Here is a 19,773-nt window from a genome sequence, read left to right as displayed (position 1 = left end):
TCCGTTTACAGTGAATCTGGCATCAGGGTATATCACGATGGGCCGACTTGGGCTCACTGATTATACCAACTTTGATGCCCGCTATGGGCAAAAAAACACAGCGTCACTCGCAGCTGGCGGCGGGTGGTGGCAGGACGCATCAACGGGCCTGATTATGCAGATGGGGATAGTGAACCGGACGGGGTATTCCACCTCAGTTACTTTCCCTAAAGCATTTCCAAATTTCTGCATGGGGGTGCACCTTACACTCAATATGTATGTAGATAATCTTGATGGGTCTAGAGACAACATCAGGGCGCTGTCGCATAACAATACCGGATTTGCTTATGGCTCAAATGGCGACCCTGAAAAAACGGCCTTCTGGGTCGCATTTGGTAAATAAGGACGGATTATGGAAGAGCGTTATTTTTACAGCCCGACAACCGGGGGATTTTATCCCCTGTCAATGAAAGAGCAGTACGAGAGCAGCATAAATGGTTGGCCTGCCGATGCTGTAGAAATCAGCCCCGAAGATTATCAGGCACTGATGGCAGGACAGGAGAACGGCCAGGAAATTGTTCCGGGCGATGACGGAATGCCAGAGCTCGTAACACCAGAGATTGACCCGGTGTCTGAGACGGGTGCAAAAATCCGCACTTTGCTCAAAGAGGCCGCTGAAATCATCTTCCCTCTGACACTGGCGGTCAAGCATGGAATGGCTACAGAGGAAGAAACCGCCAGCCTCGAAGCATGGGAAAAATACAGCGTGCTGGTGAGTAGGGTGCAGCCTGGGGAGGAGTGGCCGCCCAAACCTGAGTAACTGGTGACAGCGCTAATCTTTAGTTGAGCCGGTGCAAAGGGGAATGGATTATCATTGAAGATCATAGGGACCAGACTGTCTACAACACCAGTACGGCGGAAGCTATTTATATCTCAGAGCTGGGACCATTGCCTGATAACACTACCTCAGTTTCCCCTGCCGTGGATTATCCGAAATGGAATGGAAGTGAATGGGGGCAGGATATTGATGCACTTAAGAAAGGCATGCAGGAAATGGCAGAATCAAAACGGCAGGAATTACTGACTGCTGCGAACGAAACCGTTGCAGATTGGCGAACGGAGCTGCAGCTTGACGTCATAAGTGACGATGATAAGGCTAAATGGATGGCTTATATTAAAGCGCTTAAAGCAATGGATCTGTCTAACGTAACAGATGAAGATAGTTATGAGTCCATAGAGTGGCCGGAATTCCCGTAGAAATTCCGGCTAATTCATGTGTTAATTTCCGGTAAACGGATTCCCAAAAGTGCGAAGGTATTTTTGACCAAAAACGGATGAGGCGTAATCTGTTAAGTGACCAACATCACGATACACAGGAATTCCATCGATGTCGGTCTTGCAAAATTCACCTTCGCACTGCACATCTTTTGGATCGATGATAATTAATGTTGGATACTCTTTTTTCATTTTTATGAAAAGTTGACTAAACCACTGCTTTTCATCACCGTGGAAATTATTTGATGAGCATGAGTTAGTGACTAATTCATTTCTTAGCTTTATATGCTGGTAAAAGCATGTCATGTAATGTTGTGGCATCGAGTATATTGTTTTTATTATGACGGGCTTCGCCCCTGAACTAACTATGATATTTAGAGCCTCTCTCATGGCAATTTCAATTCTTTCTCTTGATAAGTCAGTTGAGCGCTTGTCGCCAACATTATTTATGACATTGTCGCCTGCGTAGTTGTTCCATACCTCACCGATTATCACGTAATCAAAATTTCCTCTTTTGATGTTTTTGTAATACTTTTTAGTATTTTCGTGACATTCATCATAAGTTGTATTTTTGAAATACCACCAGTCAAACTGGTAGATACCAGGCAGTGTTAGGCATGAAGATGTACCCTGAACAGCAACGGACATATGAGCATTTTTGGCAAGTACATCAATGAAACTCCAAAAATGGTTAGAATTAGAATCACCAATTAACAATGCACGTTTTTCAGATTTTTTATCCCCTATAATGCAATTCTTATCGGTGGCATCAGTATTTCCGTTAAGGCATGACTCTCTGTAAGGCGAAGAATATTTTTGTAAGGTGGATTCAATTCTGGCATACTCAGAACCAAATCGGAAGCTAAAGCCATTATATTTTGAACTGACAGGGTATAAAATCAAGAAAAACACTCCCGGAATTAACACCAGTAGTGAGAATGATTTGCTTAATGACAACCTAATCTTTCTGCATGGCTTTTCAATGAATATATAGGTGAGATATGAAACAATGAAAGTTAATACGAAACAGGAAAGCTTAAAGATAATGTTTTCTGTTAGGCCTAAATATCTGCCTGTGGCGAAGATCGGCCAGTGCCAAAGATATAGGGAGTAAGAGATTGTGCCTATAAAAACTAATGGGGGAAAAGATAATGTACGTGATGCGATGCCACTATTCGAGGTTCCTACTAAAATTAGTAATGCGCTAGCTATGCTAACTATCACTGCGTGATAATCTGGATACCCAAGTACGATGTTTGCTCTGGTTGCGCAATATATTATTGCAAGTAAAGACAGAACGCCCAACACTGAAGCGGTGCTTTGCTTTAATTTTAATTTTTCATAATTAAATACAACAAGACAGCTCCCTGCCATAAACTCAAAAATACGAGAGGTTAAGAAATAATAACTTTTGTTTGGATATTTATCAGAAAGATAAATTGATAATCCCAGCATACCTATAGTAATGGCAGTTGTTACTATTTTTAATGACTTATCTGATAAATAGCGATTGAGAAGTAATAGTCCCGCTGGTAACAAGAGATACCATTGCCATTCTATGGATAGCGACCAGGTATGTAGTAATAATAGACTTGCAGTGTCTGGTGCTGCATATCCAGTAGTGGATCTCGAAAAATACTGATTTGAAGTAAATAATGTAGTGTATTTTGCACTTCTGATATAATCAATAAAATCAGATGGTAAGTAGAATATTGTTGCCAGTACTAAAGTGAAAATCACAACGCTAATTAACGCAGGTTGTAGCCTCCACAAACGGCGAACATAAAAATCAGACAGCGAAAACGACTGGCTTTTTAAAGATGTGCTGATTATGGATGTTATTAAAAAACCTGAAATAACAAAAAATATATCTACGCCAATAAATCCGGAAGGAAAGATGGACAATCCTCCATGGAACAACAACACAAAAAGAACTGCTACAGCTCTCAATCCATCAATATCCGAACGGTAACGCATCAAAGTACCTTGTAGATTTTTTTTAATAAAATAGCCTCCAGTGAGGCTTAACTTTTTTTCCATCTGAGTATTTTATCAGCTGCGATGTAAGACAGGAAGCCGCCGCACCGTCGTATGCAAGAACGTGCGGCGGCTGGCTGGTGATCTTCCGATAGTGCGAGTATTGAATGGTTACCAGCCAGCGCGCATTCTACCAGCAGATGATCAGCAGGCAACGTTTGGGAAACGACTGCTTGCAATTTTGGTGGCAGCGGTTATCGCAAACGCGGCTTCTTTGAAAAAACGAGGGGAGGCAAGCTCCCACTTACCGCTTTTGTGGATAAATAATAAATAATCCGGGATAGTGTCAGCATCCCGGACAACAGCAAAAGTTAGCATGTCGTCGGATGCTTTTGGCAGCTGGTTGTCGGGCGGGAAGTAGATACGCGCTCCCGAGATGATCATGTTGTCCATGCGCATTATTCTTCCACTAGCCACATATCGGCCTCTTCAAACATTTCCTCCAGCATGCGGTTCAGCTTTTCCCGATCGCTTTTGCTGGCATCGCTATTAAGGCCGTTTGCCTGCATCGGCTTCACCTTCACTTCGGCATCAGGGAAAATCTGGTGCACCCGCTTCGTCAGCTCGGCCAGAATGATTTCTCTGGCCCCTTCGAGCCCCTCAACATTACGCTTATCATAAACCAGTTCTACGAACATAAGTGCTCCGCCAATCACTGTTTGAATATACAGTATTTTTGCTTTGGCGGTTTTGTCTGTCAAGGCATGAACGACCTGTTTTTAAATTTTGGGGAACATACTGCTGGCGTGTTTGTTATCGATTTGCCCTACAGGGCTGATGTGGTCTGGCGCTGACTAGAATTATGCGTGGGGCATGGATGGGGCAAAAGTGGTCTGTGAATTTCGTTAAAGTTCGTTAATCGTGCTTTATCTCGATCTCGCTCATCCCTTGTTTAAAGCGCTCCTGGACGATCTTTATCGATTTTAAAAACTATGAGTTCATATTATACAAATGTAGCAAAAAAGGGTTTTGACCCTGAAAAGATGAACATTCTGCATAGCGCGATTTGCGCAACAGGAATATATTGAAACGTTACTCGACAAACGATGCATAAGGTTTTCTATGACACAACAGCCACAAGCCAAATACCGCCACGACTACCGTGCGCCGGATTACCTGATTAGCGAAATCGATCTGACTTTTGACCTGGATGCCACAAAAACCGTTGTCACGGCGGTGAGCCAGGTGACGCGCCATAGCGCAACTGCGGTGCCGCTGCGTCTGGATGGTGAAGACCTGACGCTGGTCTCCCTGCATATTAATGATGAAGCCTGGTCGGACTATAAAGAAGAAAACAACCAGCTGGTCATCGACAACCTGCCGGAACAGTTTACGCTGCGCATCGTGAATGAAATCAGCCCGGCCGCCAACACCGCGCTGGAAGGGCTTTACCAGTCGGGCGTGGCGCTGTGTACCCAGTGTGAAGCGGAAGGGTTCCGCCATATAACCTGGTATCTCGACCGTCCGGACGTCCTGGCGCGCTTCACCACCAAAATCATCGCCGATAAAACCCTGTATCCCTTCCTGCTCTCCAACGGTAATCGCGTAGGCGAAGGCGAGCTGGAGAATGGCCGTCACTGGGTGCAGTGGCAGGATCCCTTCCCGAAACCGTGCTACCTGTTTGCGCTGGTGGCGGGGGACTTCGACGTGCTGCGCGATACATTCAAAACGCGCTCTGGTCGCGAGGTGGCGCTGGAGCTGTTCGTTGACCGCGGCAACCTTGACCGCGCGCCGTGGGCGATGACCTCTCTCATCAACTCCATGAAGTGGGACGAGGAGCGCTTCGGCCTCGAATATGATCTCGACATCTATATGATCGTCGCCGTCGATTTCTTCAACATGGGCGCAATGGAGAACAAAGGCCTTAACGTCTTCAACTCTAAATACGTGCTGGCGCGTACCGATACCGCAACGGATAAAGACTACCTCGATATTGAACGCGTTATCGGCCATGAATATTTCCACAACTGGACCGGTAACCGCGTCACCTGCCGCGACTGGTTCCAGCTGAGCCTGAAAGAGGGCCTGACCGTCTTCCGCGATCAGGAGTTCAGCTCCGATCTGGGTTCACGTGCGGTGAACCGCATCAACAACGTGCGTACCATGCGCGGCCTGCAGTTTGCGGAAGATGCCAGCCCAATGGCACACCCGATCCGCCCGGATAAAGTTATCGAAATGAACAACTTCTACACTCTGACGGTGTACGAGAAGGGCGCTGAAATTATCCGCATGATCCACACCCTTCTGGGCGAGGAGAACTTCCAGAAAGGGATGCAGCTGTACTTCGAGCGTCATGACGGCAGCGCGGCCACCTGCGACGATTTTGTGCAGGCGATGGAGGATGCCTCTAATGTCGATCTCTCTCACTTCCGCCGCTGGTACAGCCAGGCCGGGACGCCAGTTGTCACCGTCAAAGACGATTACAATCCGGAAACCGAGCAGTATACCCTGACCATCAGCCAGCGCACGCCGCCGACGGCGGAGCAGGAAGAGAAATATCCGCTGCATATTCCGTTCAGCATTGAGCTGTACGATAACGAAGGCAAAGTCATCCCGCTGCAGAAGGGCGGCCACCCGGTACACCACGTGCTGAACGTGACCCAGGCCGAACAGACCTTTATCTTCGATAACGTCTACTTCCAGCCGGTGCCTGCGCTGCTGTGTGAGTTCTCCGCGCCGGTGAAGCTGGAGTACAAGTGGAGCGATCAGCAGCTGACGTTCCTGATGCGTCACGCGCGTAACGACTTCTCCCGCTGGGATGCCGCGCAAAGCCTGCTGGCGACCTACATCAAGCTCAACGTAAACCGTCATCAGCAGGGCCAGCCGCTGTCGCTGCCTGTTCACGTAGCTGACGCGTTCCGCGCAATCCTGCTGGATGAGAAGATTGACCCGGCGCTGGCCGCTGAAATTCTGACCCTGCCGTCAGCGACTGAAATCGCGGAGTTGTTCGAAATTATCGATCCGATCGCGATCGTGGCGGTGCGTGAAGCGCTGACCCGTACGCTGGCTGCTGAACTGGCGGACGAGTTCCTGGCTATTTATAACGCCAACAAGCTTGACGCTTATCGCGTTGAGCATGCGGACATTGGTAAACGTTCTCTGCGCAATACCTGCCTGCGCTATCTGGCGTTTGGTGAAACCGAGCTGGCGAACACCCTGGTGAGCAAACAGTATCACGAAGCGGATAATATGACCGACGCCCTGGCCGCGCTGGGCGCAAGCGTTGCAGCTGAACTGCCGTGCCGGGATGCGCTGATGCAGGAGTACGACGACAAGTGGCATCAGGATGGCCTGGTGATGGACAAATGGTTCATCCTGCAGGCGACCAGCCCGGCGGCCGATGCGCTCAGCAACGTGCGCAGCCTGCTGAAGCATCGCTCCTTTACCCTGAGCAACCCAAACCGCGTGCGTTCTCTGATTGGCGCATTTGCCAGCAGCAACCCGGCGGCGTTCCACGCCGAAGACGGCAGCGGTTATCAGTTCATGGTGGAAATGCTGACCGAGCTGAACAGCCGTAACCCGCAGGTGGCGTCGCGTCTGATTGAGCCGCTGATCCGTCTGAAACGCTACGATGCGAAGCGTCAGGCGAAGATGCGTGCCGCGCTTGAGCAGCTGAAAGGGCTGGAGAACCTGTCTGGCGATCTATACGAGAAGATTGCTAAAGCGCTTGCCTGATGTAAAAGCCCGGTGGGCAGGTAAAAGCAAAACGGCAACCTCGGTTGCCGTTTTTAGTGTTTACTCCCTCTCCCCGTGGGAGAAGGCCGGGGTGAGGGCATCAGGCATTAGCCTTAGCTCGCCGCAACTCCGTTTCCCCCCGTTTCATCACCCGATCCAGCACTTCCGCTTCCAGCTCCGCCAGTCTTGCCGAGCCCACGCGACGAGGCCGCGGAAGATCCACCGTCAGATCCAGACCGATTTTCCCTTCCTCTATTAACAACACCCGGTCAGCCATGGCGACGGCTTCGCTCACGTCATGCGTCACCAGCAGTACCGTAAAGCCGTGCGCCTGCCAGAGGGATCCAATCAAATCCTGCATTTCGATTCGCGTCAGGGCGTCGAGCGCGCCCAGCGGTTCATCGAGCAACAGCAGGCCCGGACGGTGAATCAACGCCCGCGCCAGCGCCACGCGCTGCTTCTGTCCACCCGAAAGGGCAGCAGGCCATTCATCGGCTCGATTTTCCAGCCCAACGGCGGCCAGCGCCTGGCGGGCTTCATCCCGCCAGCTGCCCTTAAGACCGAGCCCGACGTTGTCGATAACCGTTTTCCACGGCAGCAGCCGCGCGTCCTGGAACATCATGCGGGTATCGTCCTGAATATTCGCAAGCGGCGTTGTCCCTGCCAGAATGTCGCCGCCGTTGGGGGCTTCCAGTCCGGCCAGCAGCCGTAGCAGCGTACTCTTGCCTCCGCCGCTGCGCCCGACGACGGCCACAAACTGTCCGGCGGGAATATGCAGATCCAGCCCGTTAAGAATGGTGTTTTCGCCGTAGCGTTTGGTGACGCCGTTCAGCAGTAACGGCGTTCCCTGATTCAGTCGTGCAGTGTTCATGCTTTCGCCTCCTGAAGGGTATAGGCCGGGTTCCAGCGCAGCCAGCTGCGCTCCAGCCACTGGGCGCTGACGTCGGCGAGCTTGCCGAGCAGGGCATACAGAATGATGGCAACCACCACCACGTCCGTTTGCAGGAATTCGCGGGCGTTCATCGCCAGGTAGCCAATGCCTGAGTTGGCCGAGATGGTCTCTGCCACAATCAGCGTCAGCCACATCAGGCCGAGCGCAAAACGCACCCCGACCATAATGGAGGGCAGGGCGCCTGGCAGAATGACATGAATAAAGAGGGAAAAACCCGATAAGCCGTAGCTGCGCGCCATCTCCACCAGACCGCGATCGATGTTGCGGATGCCGTGCCAGGTGTTGATGTAGATCGGGAACAGTGTGCCCAGCGCCACGAGGAAGATCTTGGCGCTCTCATCAATCCCAAACCACAGGATAACCAGCGGGATCAGCGCCAGATGCGGCACGTTGCGCAGCATCTGGATGGAGGTATCCAGCAGCCGCTCGCCCCAGCGGGAAAGGCCGCTGATCAGGCCCAGAACCAGACCGATGCTGCCGCCGATGGAAAACCCAATCACGGCGCGCCAGGAGCTGATCGCCAGGTGCTGCCACAGCTCGCCGCTCACGCTCAGCGACCAGAACGCTTCTACGACGCCCTCCGGAGAGGGCAGAATGCGGCTCGACAGCCAGCCGGTGGATGACGCGAGCTGCCAGAGAGCCACAATGCCGACGGGTAAAAACCACGGCGCGGCGCGCAGCAGCCATTTTTGTGAGGTGGCAGACATGGTCACTCCTTAGCTCTGTGCGGCTTTGCGTGGAATAAACTCGTTCGCCACGGCTTCGCCCTGAAGCTGAAGCCGCTGCGGCTGCGGAATTTCCGGAATGGCAACATCCAGATGCGGGAATAACAGCTCGCCCACCTTGTACGCCTCTTCAAGATGCGGGTAACCGGAGAGAATAAAGCTGTCGATACCCAGGTCAGCGTATTCATTAATCCGGGCGGCTACGGTCTGTCCGTCGCCGACCAGCGCCGTGCCCGCACCGCCGCGCACCAGGCCAACGCCCGCCCACAGGTTCGGGCTGATCTCCAGATTCTCGCGCTTGCCGTTGTGCAGGGAAGCCATTCGGTGCTGTCCGACGGAGTCGGTTTTGGCAAACGCGGCCTGCGCCCTGGCGATGGTCTCATCGTCCAGATGGGAAATCAGACGGTCGGCGGCCTGCCAGGCTTCTTCATTGGTTTCGCGCACGATTACGTGCAGGCGAATACCGAAGCGCACCTTGCGGCCATGGGCGGCCGCCTTAGCGCGTACCTGGGCAATTTTTTCTTTCACCAGCTCAGGCGGTTCGCCCCAGGTAAGATAGAGATCGACCTGCTCTGCCGCCAGATCCTGGGCCACATCCGACGATCCGCCAAAATAGAGCGGCGGTCGCGGCTGCTGAACCGGCGGGAAGTAGAGCTTCGCGTCACGAACGTGAATATGCTTGCCTTCAAAGGTGACGGTTTCACCTTCCAGCAGACGTCGCCAGACGCGGGTGAACTCGGCGGAGGCTTCATAGCGCTCGGTATGGTCGAGGAATACCCCATCGCCCGCCAGCTCCTGCGGATCGCTGCCCGTCACCAGGTTAAACAGGACGCGACCGTTGGACAGCCTGTCCAGCGTTGCCGCCTGACGCGCCGCCACGGTGGGGGAGACCACGCTCGGGCGTAACGCAACCAGGAACTTCAGACGCTGGGTGACCGGGATCATCGACGCGGCGACCAGCCAGGCATCTTCACATGAACGTCCGGTCGGGATCAGCACCCCGGTGAAACCGATTCGGTCTGCCGCCTGCGCAATCTGCTGCAGGTAGCCGTGGTCAACCGGGCGCGAGCCCTCTTCTGTACCAAGATAGTGTCCATCACCGTGGGTGGGTAAAAACCAGAAAAGATTCAGACTCATGATTTAGCTCCTTCTTTGCCTGCGGGCTGCCAGATGCGTTCGCGGATAGTGACCTGTTTTGGCACCAGGTGGTTTTGATAGAAAAGGTCAGCCGTTTGTTGCTGAAGCGCGGCGACGTGCGCGTCCACGGGCGTAATGGTGGTCGGCGGACGGTGGTTGAGATAGCTCGCGATCACCGGCTCAGGTAAGCCCATGGTTTTCGCCAGCAGGGCAATGCTCTCCTGACGCTGGGTCTGGGTCAGCGCATCGGCCTGGGTAAAGGTATCCAGTACGCCCTGAATAAATGCGCCGTTCTTTTCAGCATAAGGACGCGCGGCCAGATAGAACGAGCCGGTCTGCTTCAGCGTGGTACCGTCTTTCAGCACGCGAACGCCGCCCTGCAGCAATGCGGCGGAGTAGTACGGATCCCAGATGGCCCAGGCATCAACGTTCTTCTGCTGGAACGCGGCGCGGGCGTCGGCAGGCGTCAGGTAAACAGGCTGAATGTCAGTGAACTTCAGCCCGGCTTCCTGCAGGGCACGCAACAGCAGGTTGTGTGAGCTGGAACCTTTCTGGAAAGCCACTTTATGCCCTTTGAGGTCGGCGACGCTTTTAATGTCGCTGTTTTCAGGCACCAGAATCACTTCGGCCTTCGGTTTGGGCGGCTCAACGCCAACATAGACGAGGTCCGCTCCCGCCGCCTGGGCAAATATCGGCGGAATATCGCCCGTGCTGCCGAGATCGATACTGCCGACGTTCAGGGCCTCTAGCATCTGCGGGCCAGCAGGGAACTCCACCCAGGAGAATTTGGTGTCCGGGAAGCGTTTTTCCAGCAGCTGGTGGCTTTTCGCCAGCACCATGCTGACGCTGCCTTTCTGATAGCCAATGCGCAAACTTTCCGGAGCCGCTTCTGCGGCATGGGCCAGCGAGGTAAGTGCCATCAGACCTGCCAGTCCGATACGGGTTAACGTTTTAAACATGTGCGACTCCTTGAGGCTGACCAAACGCCGGGGCCTGGATATCCCTGCGGTGCAGAGCGTGCCAGAAGGTTTCCAGAGCGTTATCGAGGCGGGTTTGCAGGTTTGGCGTAAAATGAGGTTTATGTTGATAATCGATAACCTGGGAGTCATCTGCGAAAACGCCGTGGAGGATCTCCTGCGCTTTCAACGCGTTCAGCACCGGCTTCAGGGCATAATCCACGGCCAGTAAATGGGCAACCGTACCGCCCGTTGCCAGCGGCAGCACAACTTTGCCGTCCAGGGCGCGCTCCGGAAGCAGATCGAGCAGGGTTTTCAGCGCCCCGGAAAAGGAGGCTTTATAAATGGGCGTTGCCACAATTAAGCCGTCAGCGCCGTTAAGCTGCTCGATGAGCGTTTTAAGAGCAGGGCTGTCGAAACGGGCATAGAGCAGATCTTCAGGTTCGAAGTTATGCAGGTTCCAGTGGCACACTTCCACATCCAGGGCATTGAGTTTTTCGCGGGCATATTCCAGCAGGGCGCTGGAGCGCGAAGGGAATCGTGGACTTCCGGCCAGGGTAATGACGCGCATACTTCCTCCTTATAACCAATTGTTTGCTTTTATCTAACATTCATAACAATTTTCAGGAGTGTGACACCGCGCGGTTATTCCACTAAATGATTTATCTGCAATTAAAATGCGAAAAAGTGCATAAGAAATAGACGGGAAGGTAAACGATTGCGTTTTGCGCTGATTTTTTGCCGCAGGTCAATTCCCTTTCGCGCGTGGATCGCCCATAATCCCCTCCCGGTTTGCACACCGGGAATCCAGGAGAGTTCATGTACTACCCCTTCGTTCGTAAAGCCCTTTTCCAGCTCGACCCTGAGCGCGCTCATGAATTTACATTCCAGCAATTACGTCGTATTACCGGAACGCCGCTGGCCGCTCTGGTGCGTCAGAATGTGCCGGAAAAACCTGTGCAGTGCATGGGTCTGACCTTTAAAAATCCGCTGGGTCTGGCGGCCGGTCTGGACAAAAATGGCGAGTGCATTGATGCCCTGGGCGCGATGGGCTTTGGCTCCATTGAAATCGGTACCGTTACGCCGCGCCCGCAGCCGGGAAATGACAAGCCGCGCCTGTTCCGCCTGGTTGAAGCCGAAGGGCTGATCAACCGCATGGGCTTTAATAACCTCGGTGTTGATCACCTGGTGGAGAACGTAAAAAAAGCCCATTTTGACGGGATATTAGGCATCAATATCGGCAAAAATAAAGACACGCCGGTCGAGCAGGGTAAAGATGACTATCTGATTTGTATGGAAAAAGTCTACGCCTATGCCGGTTATATCGCGGTGAATATTTCTTCACCCAATACTCCGGGTCTGCGTTCTTTACAATATGGCGAAGCGCTGGACGATCTTCTGAGTGCCATTAAAAATAAACAAAATGAACTCCAGACGATCCACCATAAATATGTTCCGGTCGCGGTTAAGATCGCCCCGGATCTTTCTCCTGAAGAATTGATCCAGGTTGCCGACAGTTTGGTTCGCCATAATATTGATGGTGTTATTGCGACCAATACCACTCTAGATCGTTCCCTCGTGCAGGGAATGAAAAACTGTGACGAAGCGGGTGGGTTGAGTGGACGTCCGGTGCAATTAAAAAGCACCGAAATTATTCGCGCGCTGTCTGCGGAATTAAAAGGACGTCTGCCGATTATTGGCGTCGGCGGCATTGACTCAGTGATTGCTGCGCGCGAGAAAATGGCGGCAGGTGCGTCACTGGTGCAAATCTATTCCGGCTTTATTTTTAAAGGACCGCCGTTGATTAAAGAAATCGTTACTCATATCTAATCTTTTCTCTTAATCAGACAACCAGGGCTTTATTTCCAGCCCTGGTTGTTTTATATTCCGTCACTGTTGCTTATTTAGTCATTATAGTCTTTTATTAATGGTGTTATAACGAGGCGGCAAACAGGACATTTTTAGTACAGGACGTTTGGGGACGGGAGAGACACATGCGAATTAAACCTGACGATAACTGGCGCTGGTATTTTTGCGACGAGCATGACCGAATGATGCTCGATTTAGCCAATGGCATGTTGTTTCGTTCTCGTTTTGCCCGCCGAATGTTAACCCCGGATGCATTTTCCCCGTCGGGCTTTTGCGTTGACGATGCGGCGCTTTATTTCTCCTTTGAAGAAAAATGTCGCGATCTGGTGCTCTCTAAAGAGCAGCGTGCCGAGCTGGTATTAAATGCGCTGGTGGCTATCCGCTTCCTGAAACCGCAAATGCCAAAAAGCTGGCATTTTCTTGCGCATGGTATGAGCTGGACCCCGGCAACGGGGGACGCGGCCAGCGTCAATCTGAGCGATACCGCAGAAGAGGTGAGCCTGCTGGTGGTTGAGCCAGGCGAAAATGCGGCGCTCTGCCTGCTGGCACAGCCCGGCGTAACCATTGCCGGGCGGACGATGCAGCTTGGCGATGCCATTAAAGTGATGAACGACAGGCTTAAGCCACAGCTGCGCGTAGATTCCTTCAGCCTTGAACAGGCGGTTTAAGCTTCCAGCTGTACGGACGTTTTCGGTATGCAGCTACAGCACAGAATTGTGCCGTCATTTCCAATTGCCGATTTTTTCAGCGCACTGACCTCTCCATCCACCAGCCTGATGCGGCAGCATCCGCAAATGCCTGCGCGACAGGAATAGGGTACGCGAATACCTGCCTGCTCCAGTTGCTCCAGTAATACCTGCTGGTTGTTGCCACGGATGACGTTGCCCTGCCAGTGAATATCTACCGCAGAGGCGACATTCGTCACAACGTCGACCATTTCTTCTTCCTGACCTGAGCCGTACTCTTTTGCAGGCCCTCGGGCAAGAATTTCTACCTCATCACCGACGCGGATTGCGCCGCTGGAGCGCGGGATCAGGTTCTGACCGAAATCCACATCGCCGTTGTCCTGCGCAGTGCGGAACGACTGCAGCGTCTTCAGCGGTTCGCCGGAAGGGTGCTTCTGGCCTTTCTCAGGGCTCACCGTGGTGAAAATGCAGCGGCTGCAGGGTTTTACGACATCAAAGATGACGCTACCGATGCGGATCACTTTCCAGGAGTCTTCTTCCCAGGCGTCGGCGCCCGTGACCACCAGGTTCGGACGGAACTGTTCCATCTGAACGCTGGCCTTGCAGCGGCCTTGTAAATCACGCAGCGAGGCTTCGTTAGTCAGCAGGAACGGGAAACCATCGGCGAAGGAGAGGGGAACGGCGTCATGGCGCTTCACGCGACGCGTCAGTTCAGGACCTACCCAGCGCAGCTGCACGTCGCGAGAGAAGAAACCGCTCAGCCAGCGGTTAATCTCATCCGGGGCGATGCGCGCGGTAAAATGATTGCCCCACACTTCCGTTGGCGCATCGACAGGCGCAAAATCAGCAAAGCGAATTACCGCGCTGGAACCGTCCGGCGCGGTAAGGTGTATACCGTCATGAAGCGGGGAAGGGGTAAAGAGAACCATCTGCGGGAACTGGCGTGCGGTAATGAACGTGCCGTCAGGCTCGGTGACCATAAAAATACGATCGAAGGCGAATCCGCTCATGTCGGCCAGCGCGTGAGAGACGCCAATGCCGCGCATGGATTTCACCGGATGAATAAAAAGCCTGGATAACGTCGCCACTGCACACTCCCGCAAATGAAAATAAGCCTTCAACTTTATGACATACACGCCATATTAGCTATAATGCGCGACAATTTTCTAAGAGTAAAAGTGACGATATGAATTCTCTGTTTGCCAGTACGGCCCGTGGGCTGGAAGAGCTGTTAAAAACTGAACTGGAAAGCCTGGGCGCGCAAGAGTGCCAGGTGGTTCAGGGTGGTGTCCATTTTGAGGGCGACACGCGGCTTATTTACCAGAGCCTGATGTGGAGCCGTCTGGCGTCGCGCATCATGCTGCCGATGAAGGAGTGCAAGGTCTATAGCGACCTGGATCTCTATACCGGCGTACAGATGATCGACTGGACAGAGATCTTCACGCCCAATGCCACCTTTGCGGTGCATTTCAACGGCGTGAACGACGAGATCCGCAACAGCCAGTACGGTGCCCTGCGCGTAAAAGACGCCATTGTGGACTGCTTCACGCGTAAAAATAAGGAACGTCCAAACGTCGATCGCGAAAATCCGGATCTGCGTATTAACGTCTGGCTCAACGGTGACACGGCGAGTATTTCTCTCGATCTGAGTGGCGCAGGCCTGCACCTGCGCGGCTACCGCGATCGTACCGGTATGGCGCCAATTAAAGAAACGCTGGCCGCCGCCATTGTAATGCGCTCCGGCTGGCAGCCGGGCACGCCGCTGCTCGATCCGATGTGTGGTTCCGGTACGTTGCTGATTGAAGCGGCCATGCTGGCAACCGACCGCGCGCCGGGCCTGCATCGCGGTCACTGGGGTTTTAAAGGCTGGGCGCAGCACGACGAAGCGCTCTGGAAAGAGGTCAAAGACGACGCGCAGACCCGCGCGCGTAAAGGTCTGGCGGAGTACACCTCCCACTTCTACGGTTCGGACAGCGACCCGCGCGTAATCGAACGCGCGCGCAGCAACGCCCGTCGCGCCGGTATCGGCGAGCTGGTCACCTTTGAGGTGAAAGACGTGGCGAATCTGACCAACCCGCTGCCAAAAGGTCCGTACGGTACCGTGATCAGTAACCCGCCATACGGCGAGCGTCTGGACAGCGAACCGGCGCTGATTGCCCTGCACAGCCTGCTGGGGCGCAATATGAAGGACTACTTCGGCGGCTGGAACCTGTCGCTGTTTAGCGCCTCGCCGGAGCTGCTGAGCTGCCTGCAGCTGCGTGCCGATCGCCAGTTTAAAGCGAAAAACGGCCCGCTGGACTGCGTGCAAAAAAACTACCATCTGGCGGAGAAAGCGGCGGACAGTAAGCCATCCGGCGTGGCGGAAGATTACGCCAACCGCCTGCGCAAGAACCTGAAGAAATTTGAGAAGTGGGCGAAGCAGGAGGGCATTGAATGCTATCGCCTGTACGATGCCGATCTGCCGGAGTACAACGTGGCGGTTGACCGCTACGCGGACTGGGTGGTGATTCAGGAATATGCGCCACCGAAAACCATTGATGCGCAAAAAGCGCGTCAGCGCATGCTGGATGTGATTGCGGCCACCATCGCCGTGCTCGGCATTGCGCCTAACAAGCTGGTGCTGAAAACCCGCGAGCGTCAGAAAGGGAAAAATCAGTACCAGAAGATGGGCGAGAAGGGCGACTTCATCGAAGTGGGCGAATACAACGCTCGCCTATGGGTGAACCTGACCGACTATCTGGATACCGGCCTGTTCCTCGACCACCGTATCGCCCGTCGCATGCTGGGTCAGATGAGCAAGGGCAAAGATTTCCTCAACCTGTTCTCCTATACCGGCAGCGCGAGCGTGCATGCGGGTCTGGGCGGCGCGCGGAGCACCACCACGGTAGATATGTCCCGCACCTATCTGGAGTGGGCGGAGCGCAACCTGCGTCTTAACGGGCTGACCGGACGTCAGCACCGACTGATGCAGGCCGACGTGCTGGGCTGGCTGCGCGATACCGACGAGCAGTTCGACCTGATCTTTATCGATCCGCCGACCTTCTCCAACTCCAAGCGCATGGAGGATAGCTTTGACGTTCAACGCGATCACCTGCGCCTGATGACCGACCTGAAGCGCCTGCTGCGTAAGGGCGGCACCATTATGTTCTCGAACAACAAACGCGGCTTCCGTATGGATCATGACGGCTTAGCAGCCCTGGGACTGAAAGCACAAGAAATCAGCCAAAAAACGCTGTCTCAGGACTTTGCCCGCAACCGTCAAATTCATAACTGCTGGTTGATTACCGCGGTCTGAAAGGAAAAATAAATGTCTTTAATTAGTATGCACGGCGCGTGGCTCTCTTTCAGCGACTCGCCGCTTCTCGATAATGCAGAGCTGCATATCGAAGATAACGAGCGCGTCTGTCTGGTGGGCCGTAACGGCGCGGGTAAATCCACGCTGATGAAAATCCTCAACCGCGAACAGGGGCTGGATGACGGCCGCATCGTTTACGAGCAGGATCTGATCGTCTCCCGCCTCCAGCAGGACCCGCCGCGTCACGTGACCGGCAGCGTTTACGATTTCGTGGCGGAAGGGATCTCTGAGCAGGCCGAATACCTGAAGCGCTATCACGAGATATCGCATCTGGTGATGACCGATCCGAGCGACAAGAACCTCAACGAACTGGCGAAAGTGCAGGAGATGCTCGATCACCACGGTCTGTGGCAGCTTGAAAACCGCATTAACGAGGTTCTGGCCCAGCTTGGTCTGGAAGCGGACATGGAGCTGTCGGCGCTCTCCGGCGGCTGGCTGCGTAAAGCGGCCCTGGGCCGCGCGCTGGTCAGCGGGCCGAAGGTGCTGCTGCTGGACGAACCGACGAACCACCTGGATATTGAAGCGATTGACTGGCTGGAAGGCTTCCTGAAAACCTTCAGCGGCACCATCATCTTTATCTCGCATGACCGTTCGTTTATTCGCAACATGGCGACGCGTATTGTCGATCTCGACCGCGGCAAGCTGGTCACCTATCCTGGCGATTACGACACCTATCTGCTTGAGAAAGAAGAAAACCTGCGCGTGGAAGAGCTGCAGAATGCGGAGTTCGACCGCAAGCTGGCGCAGGAAGAGGTGTGGATCCGCCAGGGCATCAAGGCCCGCCGTACCCGTAACGAAGGCCGCGTGCGCGCTCTGAAGGCAATGCGCCGTGAGCGCAGCGAACGCCGTGAAGTAATGGGCAGCGCCAAAATGCAGGTGGAAGAAGCGTCCCGTTCAGGCAAGATTGTCTTCGAAATGGAAAACGTCAACTATCAGGTTGATGGCAAAGTGCTGGTGAAAGCTTTCTCCGCCCAGGTTCAGCGCGGTGACAAAATTGCGCTTATCGGCCCGAACGGCTGTGGTAAAACCACGCTGCTGAAGCTGATGCTGGGCCAGCTGCAGGCCGACAGCGGCCGCATTCACTGTGGGACTAAGCTGGAAGTTGCCTACTTCGACCAGCACCGCGCGGAGCTGGATCCGGACCGCACGGTGATGGATAACCTCGCCGAAGGCAAGCAAGAGGTGATGGTAAACGGCAAGCCGCGCCACGTGCTGGGCTATCTGCAGGACTTCCTGTTCCATCCGAAACGTGCGATGACCCCAGTCCGTGCGTTATCTGGCGGAGAGCGTAATCGTCTGCTGCTGGCGCGTCTGTTCCTGAAACCAAGTAACCTGTTGATTCTCGATGAACCAACGAACGACCTGGATGTCGAAACGCTGGAATTGCTCGAAGAACTAATTGACGGTTATCAGGGGACAGTAATGCTGGTCAGCCACGATCGTCAGTTCGTGGATAACACAGTAACCGAGTGCTGGATCTTCGAAGGTGAGGGACGAATTGGACAATACGTAGGCGGTTATCACGATGCAAAAGGGCAGCAATCGCAGTCTCTGGCGCAGAAACAGTCAAAGTCCAAAATAAGTTCAGAACCTGCTGTAACAAAAGCAGAAACTGTCAAGAAAACCTCGGCTAAACTAAGCTATAACCTGCAGCGCGAACTGGAGGGGCTACCGCAGCGTCTTGAAGAGCTGGAGGCCGCGCTTGAGGATCTGCAAAAACAGGTCGCTGATGCGTCATTTTTTACCCAATCGCATGACTATACTCAGAAGGTACTGGCTGAACTGTCCGCGGCTGAAAAAGCCCTGGAAGAAGCATTTGAGCGCTGGGAGTACCTTGAGTCTCTGAAAAACGGCGCATAAACAGGGATAACATATGTGTGACCAGCACCATGCCGACAGGCATATTTTATGCTCGCAATGCGATATGCTCGTGGCGTTGCCAGAGCTTGGTCACGGACATAAAGCCCTGTGTCCACGTTGCGGCGCAACGTTGACAACCGAGTGGGACGCGCCGCGGCAGCGTCCCACTGCTTACGCTCTGGCAGCATTGTTCATGCTGCTGCTCTCCAATCTCTTCCCCTTCATCTATATGAAGGTGGGAGGGATAACCAGCCAGGTGGATCTGCTTGAAATCCCGGGCGTGATGTTCTCGGAAGATTACGCCAGCCTCGGCACCTTTTTTCTCCTGTTTGTCCAGATAGTCCCGGCTTTTTGCCTGGTCGTTATCCTTTTGCTGGTCAACCGCGTCAGGATGCCCTCATCACTGAAAATCCGGCTCGCGCGTATCCTTTTTCAGCTCAAAAGCTGGGGCATGGCCGAGATCTTTCTGGCGGGCATTCTGGTCAGTTTCGTGAAGCTCATGGCGTACGGTGATGTGGGGATCGGCAGCAGCTTTATTCCGTGGTGCCTGTACTGTGTCCTGCAGCTGCGCGCCTTCCAGTGCGTGGACAGGCGCTGGGCGTGGGATGATATCGCCCCGGCACCGACGCTTGCGCAGACGGTAAAAGTCGGCGTGCCCGGCATTCGTCAGGGGCTACGCTCGTGCCCGTGCTGTACCGCCGTACTGCCCGCCGATCTCGATGTTTGTCCACGCTGCGAAACGAAAGGGCACGTACGCCGTAAAAACAGCCTGCAGTGGACGATGGCTCTGCTGGTCACGTCTATCATGCTGTATCTGCCAGCCAATATTCTGCCAATCATGATCACCGATTTGCTCGGTGACAAAATGCCCTCGACGATCCTGGCCGGTGTGATACTGCTGTGGGGCGAAGGTTCCTATCCTGTCGCCGGCGTGATCTTTATCGCCAGTATTATGGTGCCAACCTTAAAAATGATCGCCATCGCCTGGCTCTGCTGGGATGCGAAAGGTCATGGAAAACGCGACAGCGAACGTATGCACCTGATTTATGAAGTGGTTGAGTTTGTCGGACGCTGGTCAATGATTGACGTGTTTGTCATCGCCGTTCTCTCTGCACTGGTGCGAATGGGCGGCTTGATGAGTATTTATCCCGCGATGGGGGCTTTAATGTTTGCACTGGTCGTGATTATGACCATGTTTGCGGCCATGACCTTCGACCCTCGTTTATCGTGGGATCGTGAGCCTGAATCAAGGCATGAGGAAGAGTAA

At 53.8% G+C, this 19,773-nt stretch carries 17 protein-coding genes and 1 pseudogene; 9 read left to right on the top strand and 9 right to left on the bottom strand.

The window, feature by feature from the left end; genetic code table 11:
• From DEO48_RS05245 to DEO48_RS05235, 3 genes and pseudogenes are all read left to right on the top strand, one after another.
• Positions 1-382, top strand: a pseudogene (locus DEO48_RS05245) (hypothetical protein); the annotation flags it as partial.
• A gap of 9 nt (positions 383-391) precedes the next feature.
• Positions 392-799 (top strand): tail fiber assembly protein, encoded by a 408-nt coding sequence (locus tag DEO48_RS05240; protein WP_109844550.1) that lies wholly within the window; start codon positions 392-394, stop codon positions 797-799.
• Between the two features lie 23 nt (positions 800-822).
• Positions 823-1,236 (top strand): tail fiber assembly protein, encoded by a 414-nt coding sequence (locus DEO48_RS05235; RefSeq protein ID WP_109844549.1) that lies wholly within the window; start codon positions 823-825, stop codon positions 1,234-1,236.
• Between the two features lie 21 nt (positions 1,237-1,257).
• Here DEO48_RS05235 and DEO48_RS05230 read toward each other — a convergent pair whose 3' ends face one another.
• From DEO48_RS05230 to DEO48_RS05220, 3 genes are all read right to left on the bottom strand, one after another.
• Positions 1,258-3,294, bottom strand: coding sequence for an acyltransferase family protein (locus DEO48_RS05230; protein ID WP_109844548.1), 2,037 nt, complete (start codon positions 3,292-3,294; stop codon positions 1,258-1,260).
• A 141-nt stretch (positions 3,295-3,435) separates the two neighbouring features.
• Positions 3,436-3,684, bottom strand: a complete 249-nt coding sequence (locus tag DEO48_RS26500; RefSeq protein WP_146198241.1) for a hypothetical protein — start codon at positions 3,682-3,684, stop codon at positions 3,436-3,438.
• Between the two features lie 5 nt (positions 3,685-3,689).
• Positions 3,690-3,929 carry a DinI family protein gene (locus DEO48_RS05220; RefSeq protein ID WP_109844546.1) on the bottom strand — a complete coding sequence of 80 codons (240 nt, stop codon included), beginning with the start codon at positions 3,927-3,929 and terminating at the stop codon, positions 3,690-3,692.
• A 424-nt stretch (positions 3,930-4,353) separates the two neighbouring features.
• Between DEO48_RS05220 and pepN the strand changes: the two genes are divergently transcribed.
• On the top strand, positions 4,354-6,966 hold the full coding sequence (gene pepN / locus DEO48_RS05215; protein WP_109844545.1) for an aminopeptidase N: 2,613 nt from the start codon (positions 4,354-4,356) through the stop codon (positions 6,964-6,966).
• A gap of 100 nt (positions 6,967-7,066) precedes the next feature.
• Here the strand turns inward: pepN and ssuB are convergent, their stop codons facing one another.
• Genes ssuB through ssuE form a run of 5 tightly spaced genes read right to left on the bottom strand, consistent with a single transcriptional unit; the run spans position 7,067 to position 11,307 of the window.
• Positions 7,067-7,837, bottom strand: coding sequence for an aliphatic sulfonates ABC transporter ATP-binding protein (gene ssuB / locus DEO48_RS05210; protein WP_109844544.1), 771 nt, complete (start codon positions 7,835-7,837; stop codon positions 7,067-7,069).
• Complete coding sequence (gene ssuC / locus DEO48_RS05205) at positions 7,834-8,625, bottom strand: aliphatic sulfonate ABC transporter permease SsuC (RefSeq protein ID WP_023311016.1); 792 nt, start codon at positions 8,623-8,625, stop codon at positions 7,834-7,836. The genes ssuB and ssuC overlap by 4 nt, the downstream gene beginning before the upstream one ends.
• A 9-nt stretch (positions 8,626-8,634) precedes the next feature.
• A complete protein-coding gene (ssuD, locus tag DEO48_RS05200) occupies positions 8,635-9,780 on the bottom strand; it encodes an FMNH2-dependent alkanesulfonate monooxygenase (protein ID WP_109844543.1) in 1,146 nt (381 codons plus the stop codon).
• The gene (locus tag DEO48_RS05195) at positions 9,777-10,739 is read right to left on the bottom strand and encodes a sulfonate ABC transporter substrate-binding protein (RefSeq protein WP_039261603.1); all 963 of its coding nucleotides are present in this window, start codon (positions 10,737-10,739) and stop codon (positions 9,777-9,779) included. Before DEO48_RS05195 ends, ssuD begins: the two co-directional genes overlap by 4 nt.
• Positions 10,732-11,307 carry an NADPH-dependent FMN reductase gene (ssuE, locus tag DEO48_RS05190; RefSeq protein ID WP_008499940.1) on the bottom strand — a complete coding sequence of 192 codons (576 nt, stop codon included), beginning with the start codon at positions 11,305-11,307 and terminating at the stop codon, positions 10,732-10,734. Before ssuE ends, DEO48_RS05195 begins: the two co-directional genes overlap by 8 nt.
• A gap of 248 nt (positions 11,308-11,555) precedes the next feature.
• On the opposite strand from ssuE, the gene pyrD reads away from it, so the two are divergent.
• Together pyrD and zapC are read left to right on the top strand one after the other, a co-directional pair.
• The gene (pyrD, locus tag DEO48_RS05180; protein ID WP_023311019.1) at positions 11,556-12,566 is read left to right on the top strand and encodes a quinone-dependent dihydroorotate dehydrogenase; all 1,011 of its coding nucleotides are present in this window, start codon (positions 11,556-11,558) and stop codon (positions 12,564-12,566) included.
• A 164-nt stretch (positions 12,567-12,730) separates the two neighbouring features.
• The gene (gene zapC / locus DEO48_RS05175) at positions 12,731-13,273 is read left to right on the top strand and encodes a cell division protein ZapC (protein ID WP_023311020.1); all 543 of its coding nucleotides are present in this window, start codon (positions 12,731-12,733) and stop codon (positions 13,271-13,273) included.
• Here zapC and DEO48_RS05170 read toward each other — a convergent pair.
• On the bottom strand, positions 13,270-14,379 hold the full coding sequence (locus DEO48_RS05170) for a YcbX family protein (RefSeq protein ID WP_109844542.1): 1,110 nt from the start codon (positions 14,377-14,379) through the stop codon (positions 13,270-13,272). The genes zapC and DEO48_RS05170 overlap by 4 nt on opposite strands.
• Positions 14,380-14,477: 98 nt before the next feature.
• Between DEO48_RS05170 and rlmKL the strand changes: the two genes are divergently transcribed.
• The 3 genes from rlmKL to pqiA are packed head-to-tail and all read left to right on the top strand — an operon-like array spanning position 14,478 to position 19,773.
• On the top strand, positions 14,478-16,586 hold the full coding sequence (gene rlmKL / locus DEO48_RS05165; RefSeq protein ID WP_023311022.1) for a bifunctional 23S rRNA (guanine(2069)-N(7))-methyltransferase RlmK/23S rRNA (guanine(2445)-N(2))-methyltransferase RlmL: 2,109 nt from the start codon (positions 14,478-14,480) through the stop codon (positions 16,584-16,586).
• A 12-nt stretch (positions 16,587-16,598) separates the two neighbouring features.
• Complete coding sequence (locus DEO48_RS05160) at positions 16,599-18,506, top strand: ABC transporter ATP-binding protein (RefSeq protein ID WP_109844541.1); 1,908 nt, start codon at positions 16,599-16,601, stop codon at positions 18,504-18,506.
• Positions 18,507-18,519: 13 nt separating this feature from the next.
• Positions 18,520-19,773, top strand: coding sequence for a membrane integrity-associated transporter subunit PqiA (gene pqiA / locus DEO48_RS05155; RefSeq protein WP_109844540.1), 1,254 nt, complete (start codon positions 18,520-18,522; stop codon positions 19,771-19,773).

The organism is Enterobacter sp. CGMCC 5087, assembly GCF_003144775.1.
Classification (GTDB): domain Bacteria; phylum Pseudomonadota; class Gammaproteobacteria; order Enterobacterales; family Enterobacteriaceae; genus Enterobacter; species Enterobacter cloacae_M.
This window is presented reverse-complemented; position numbering and strand designations above follow the sequence as displayed.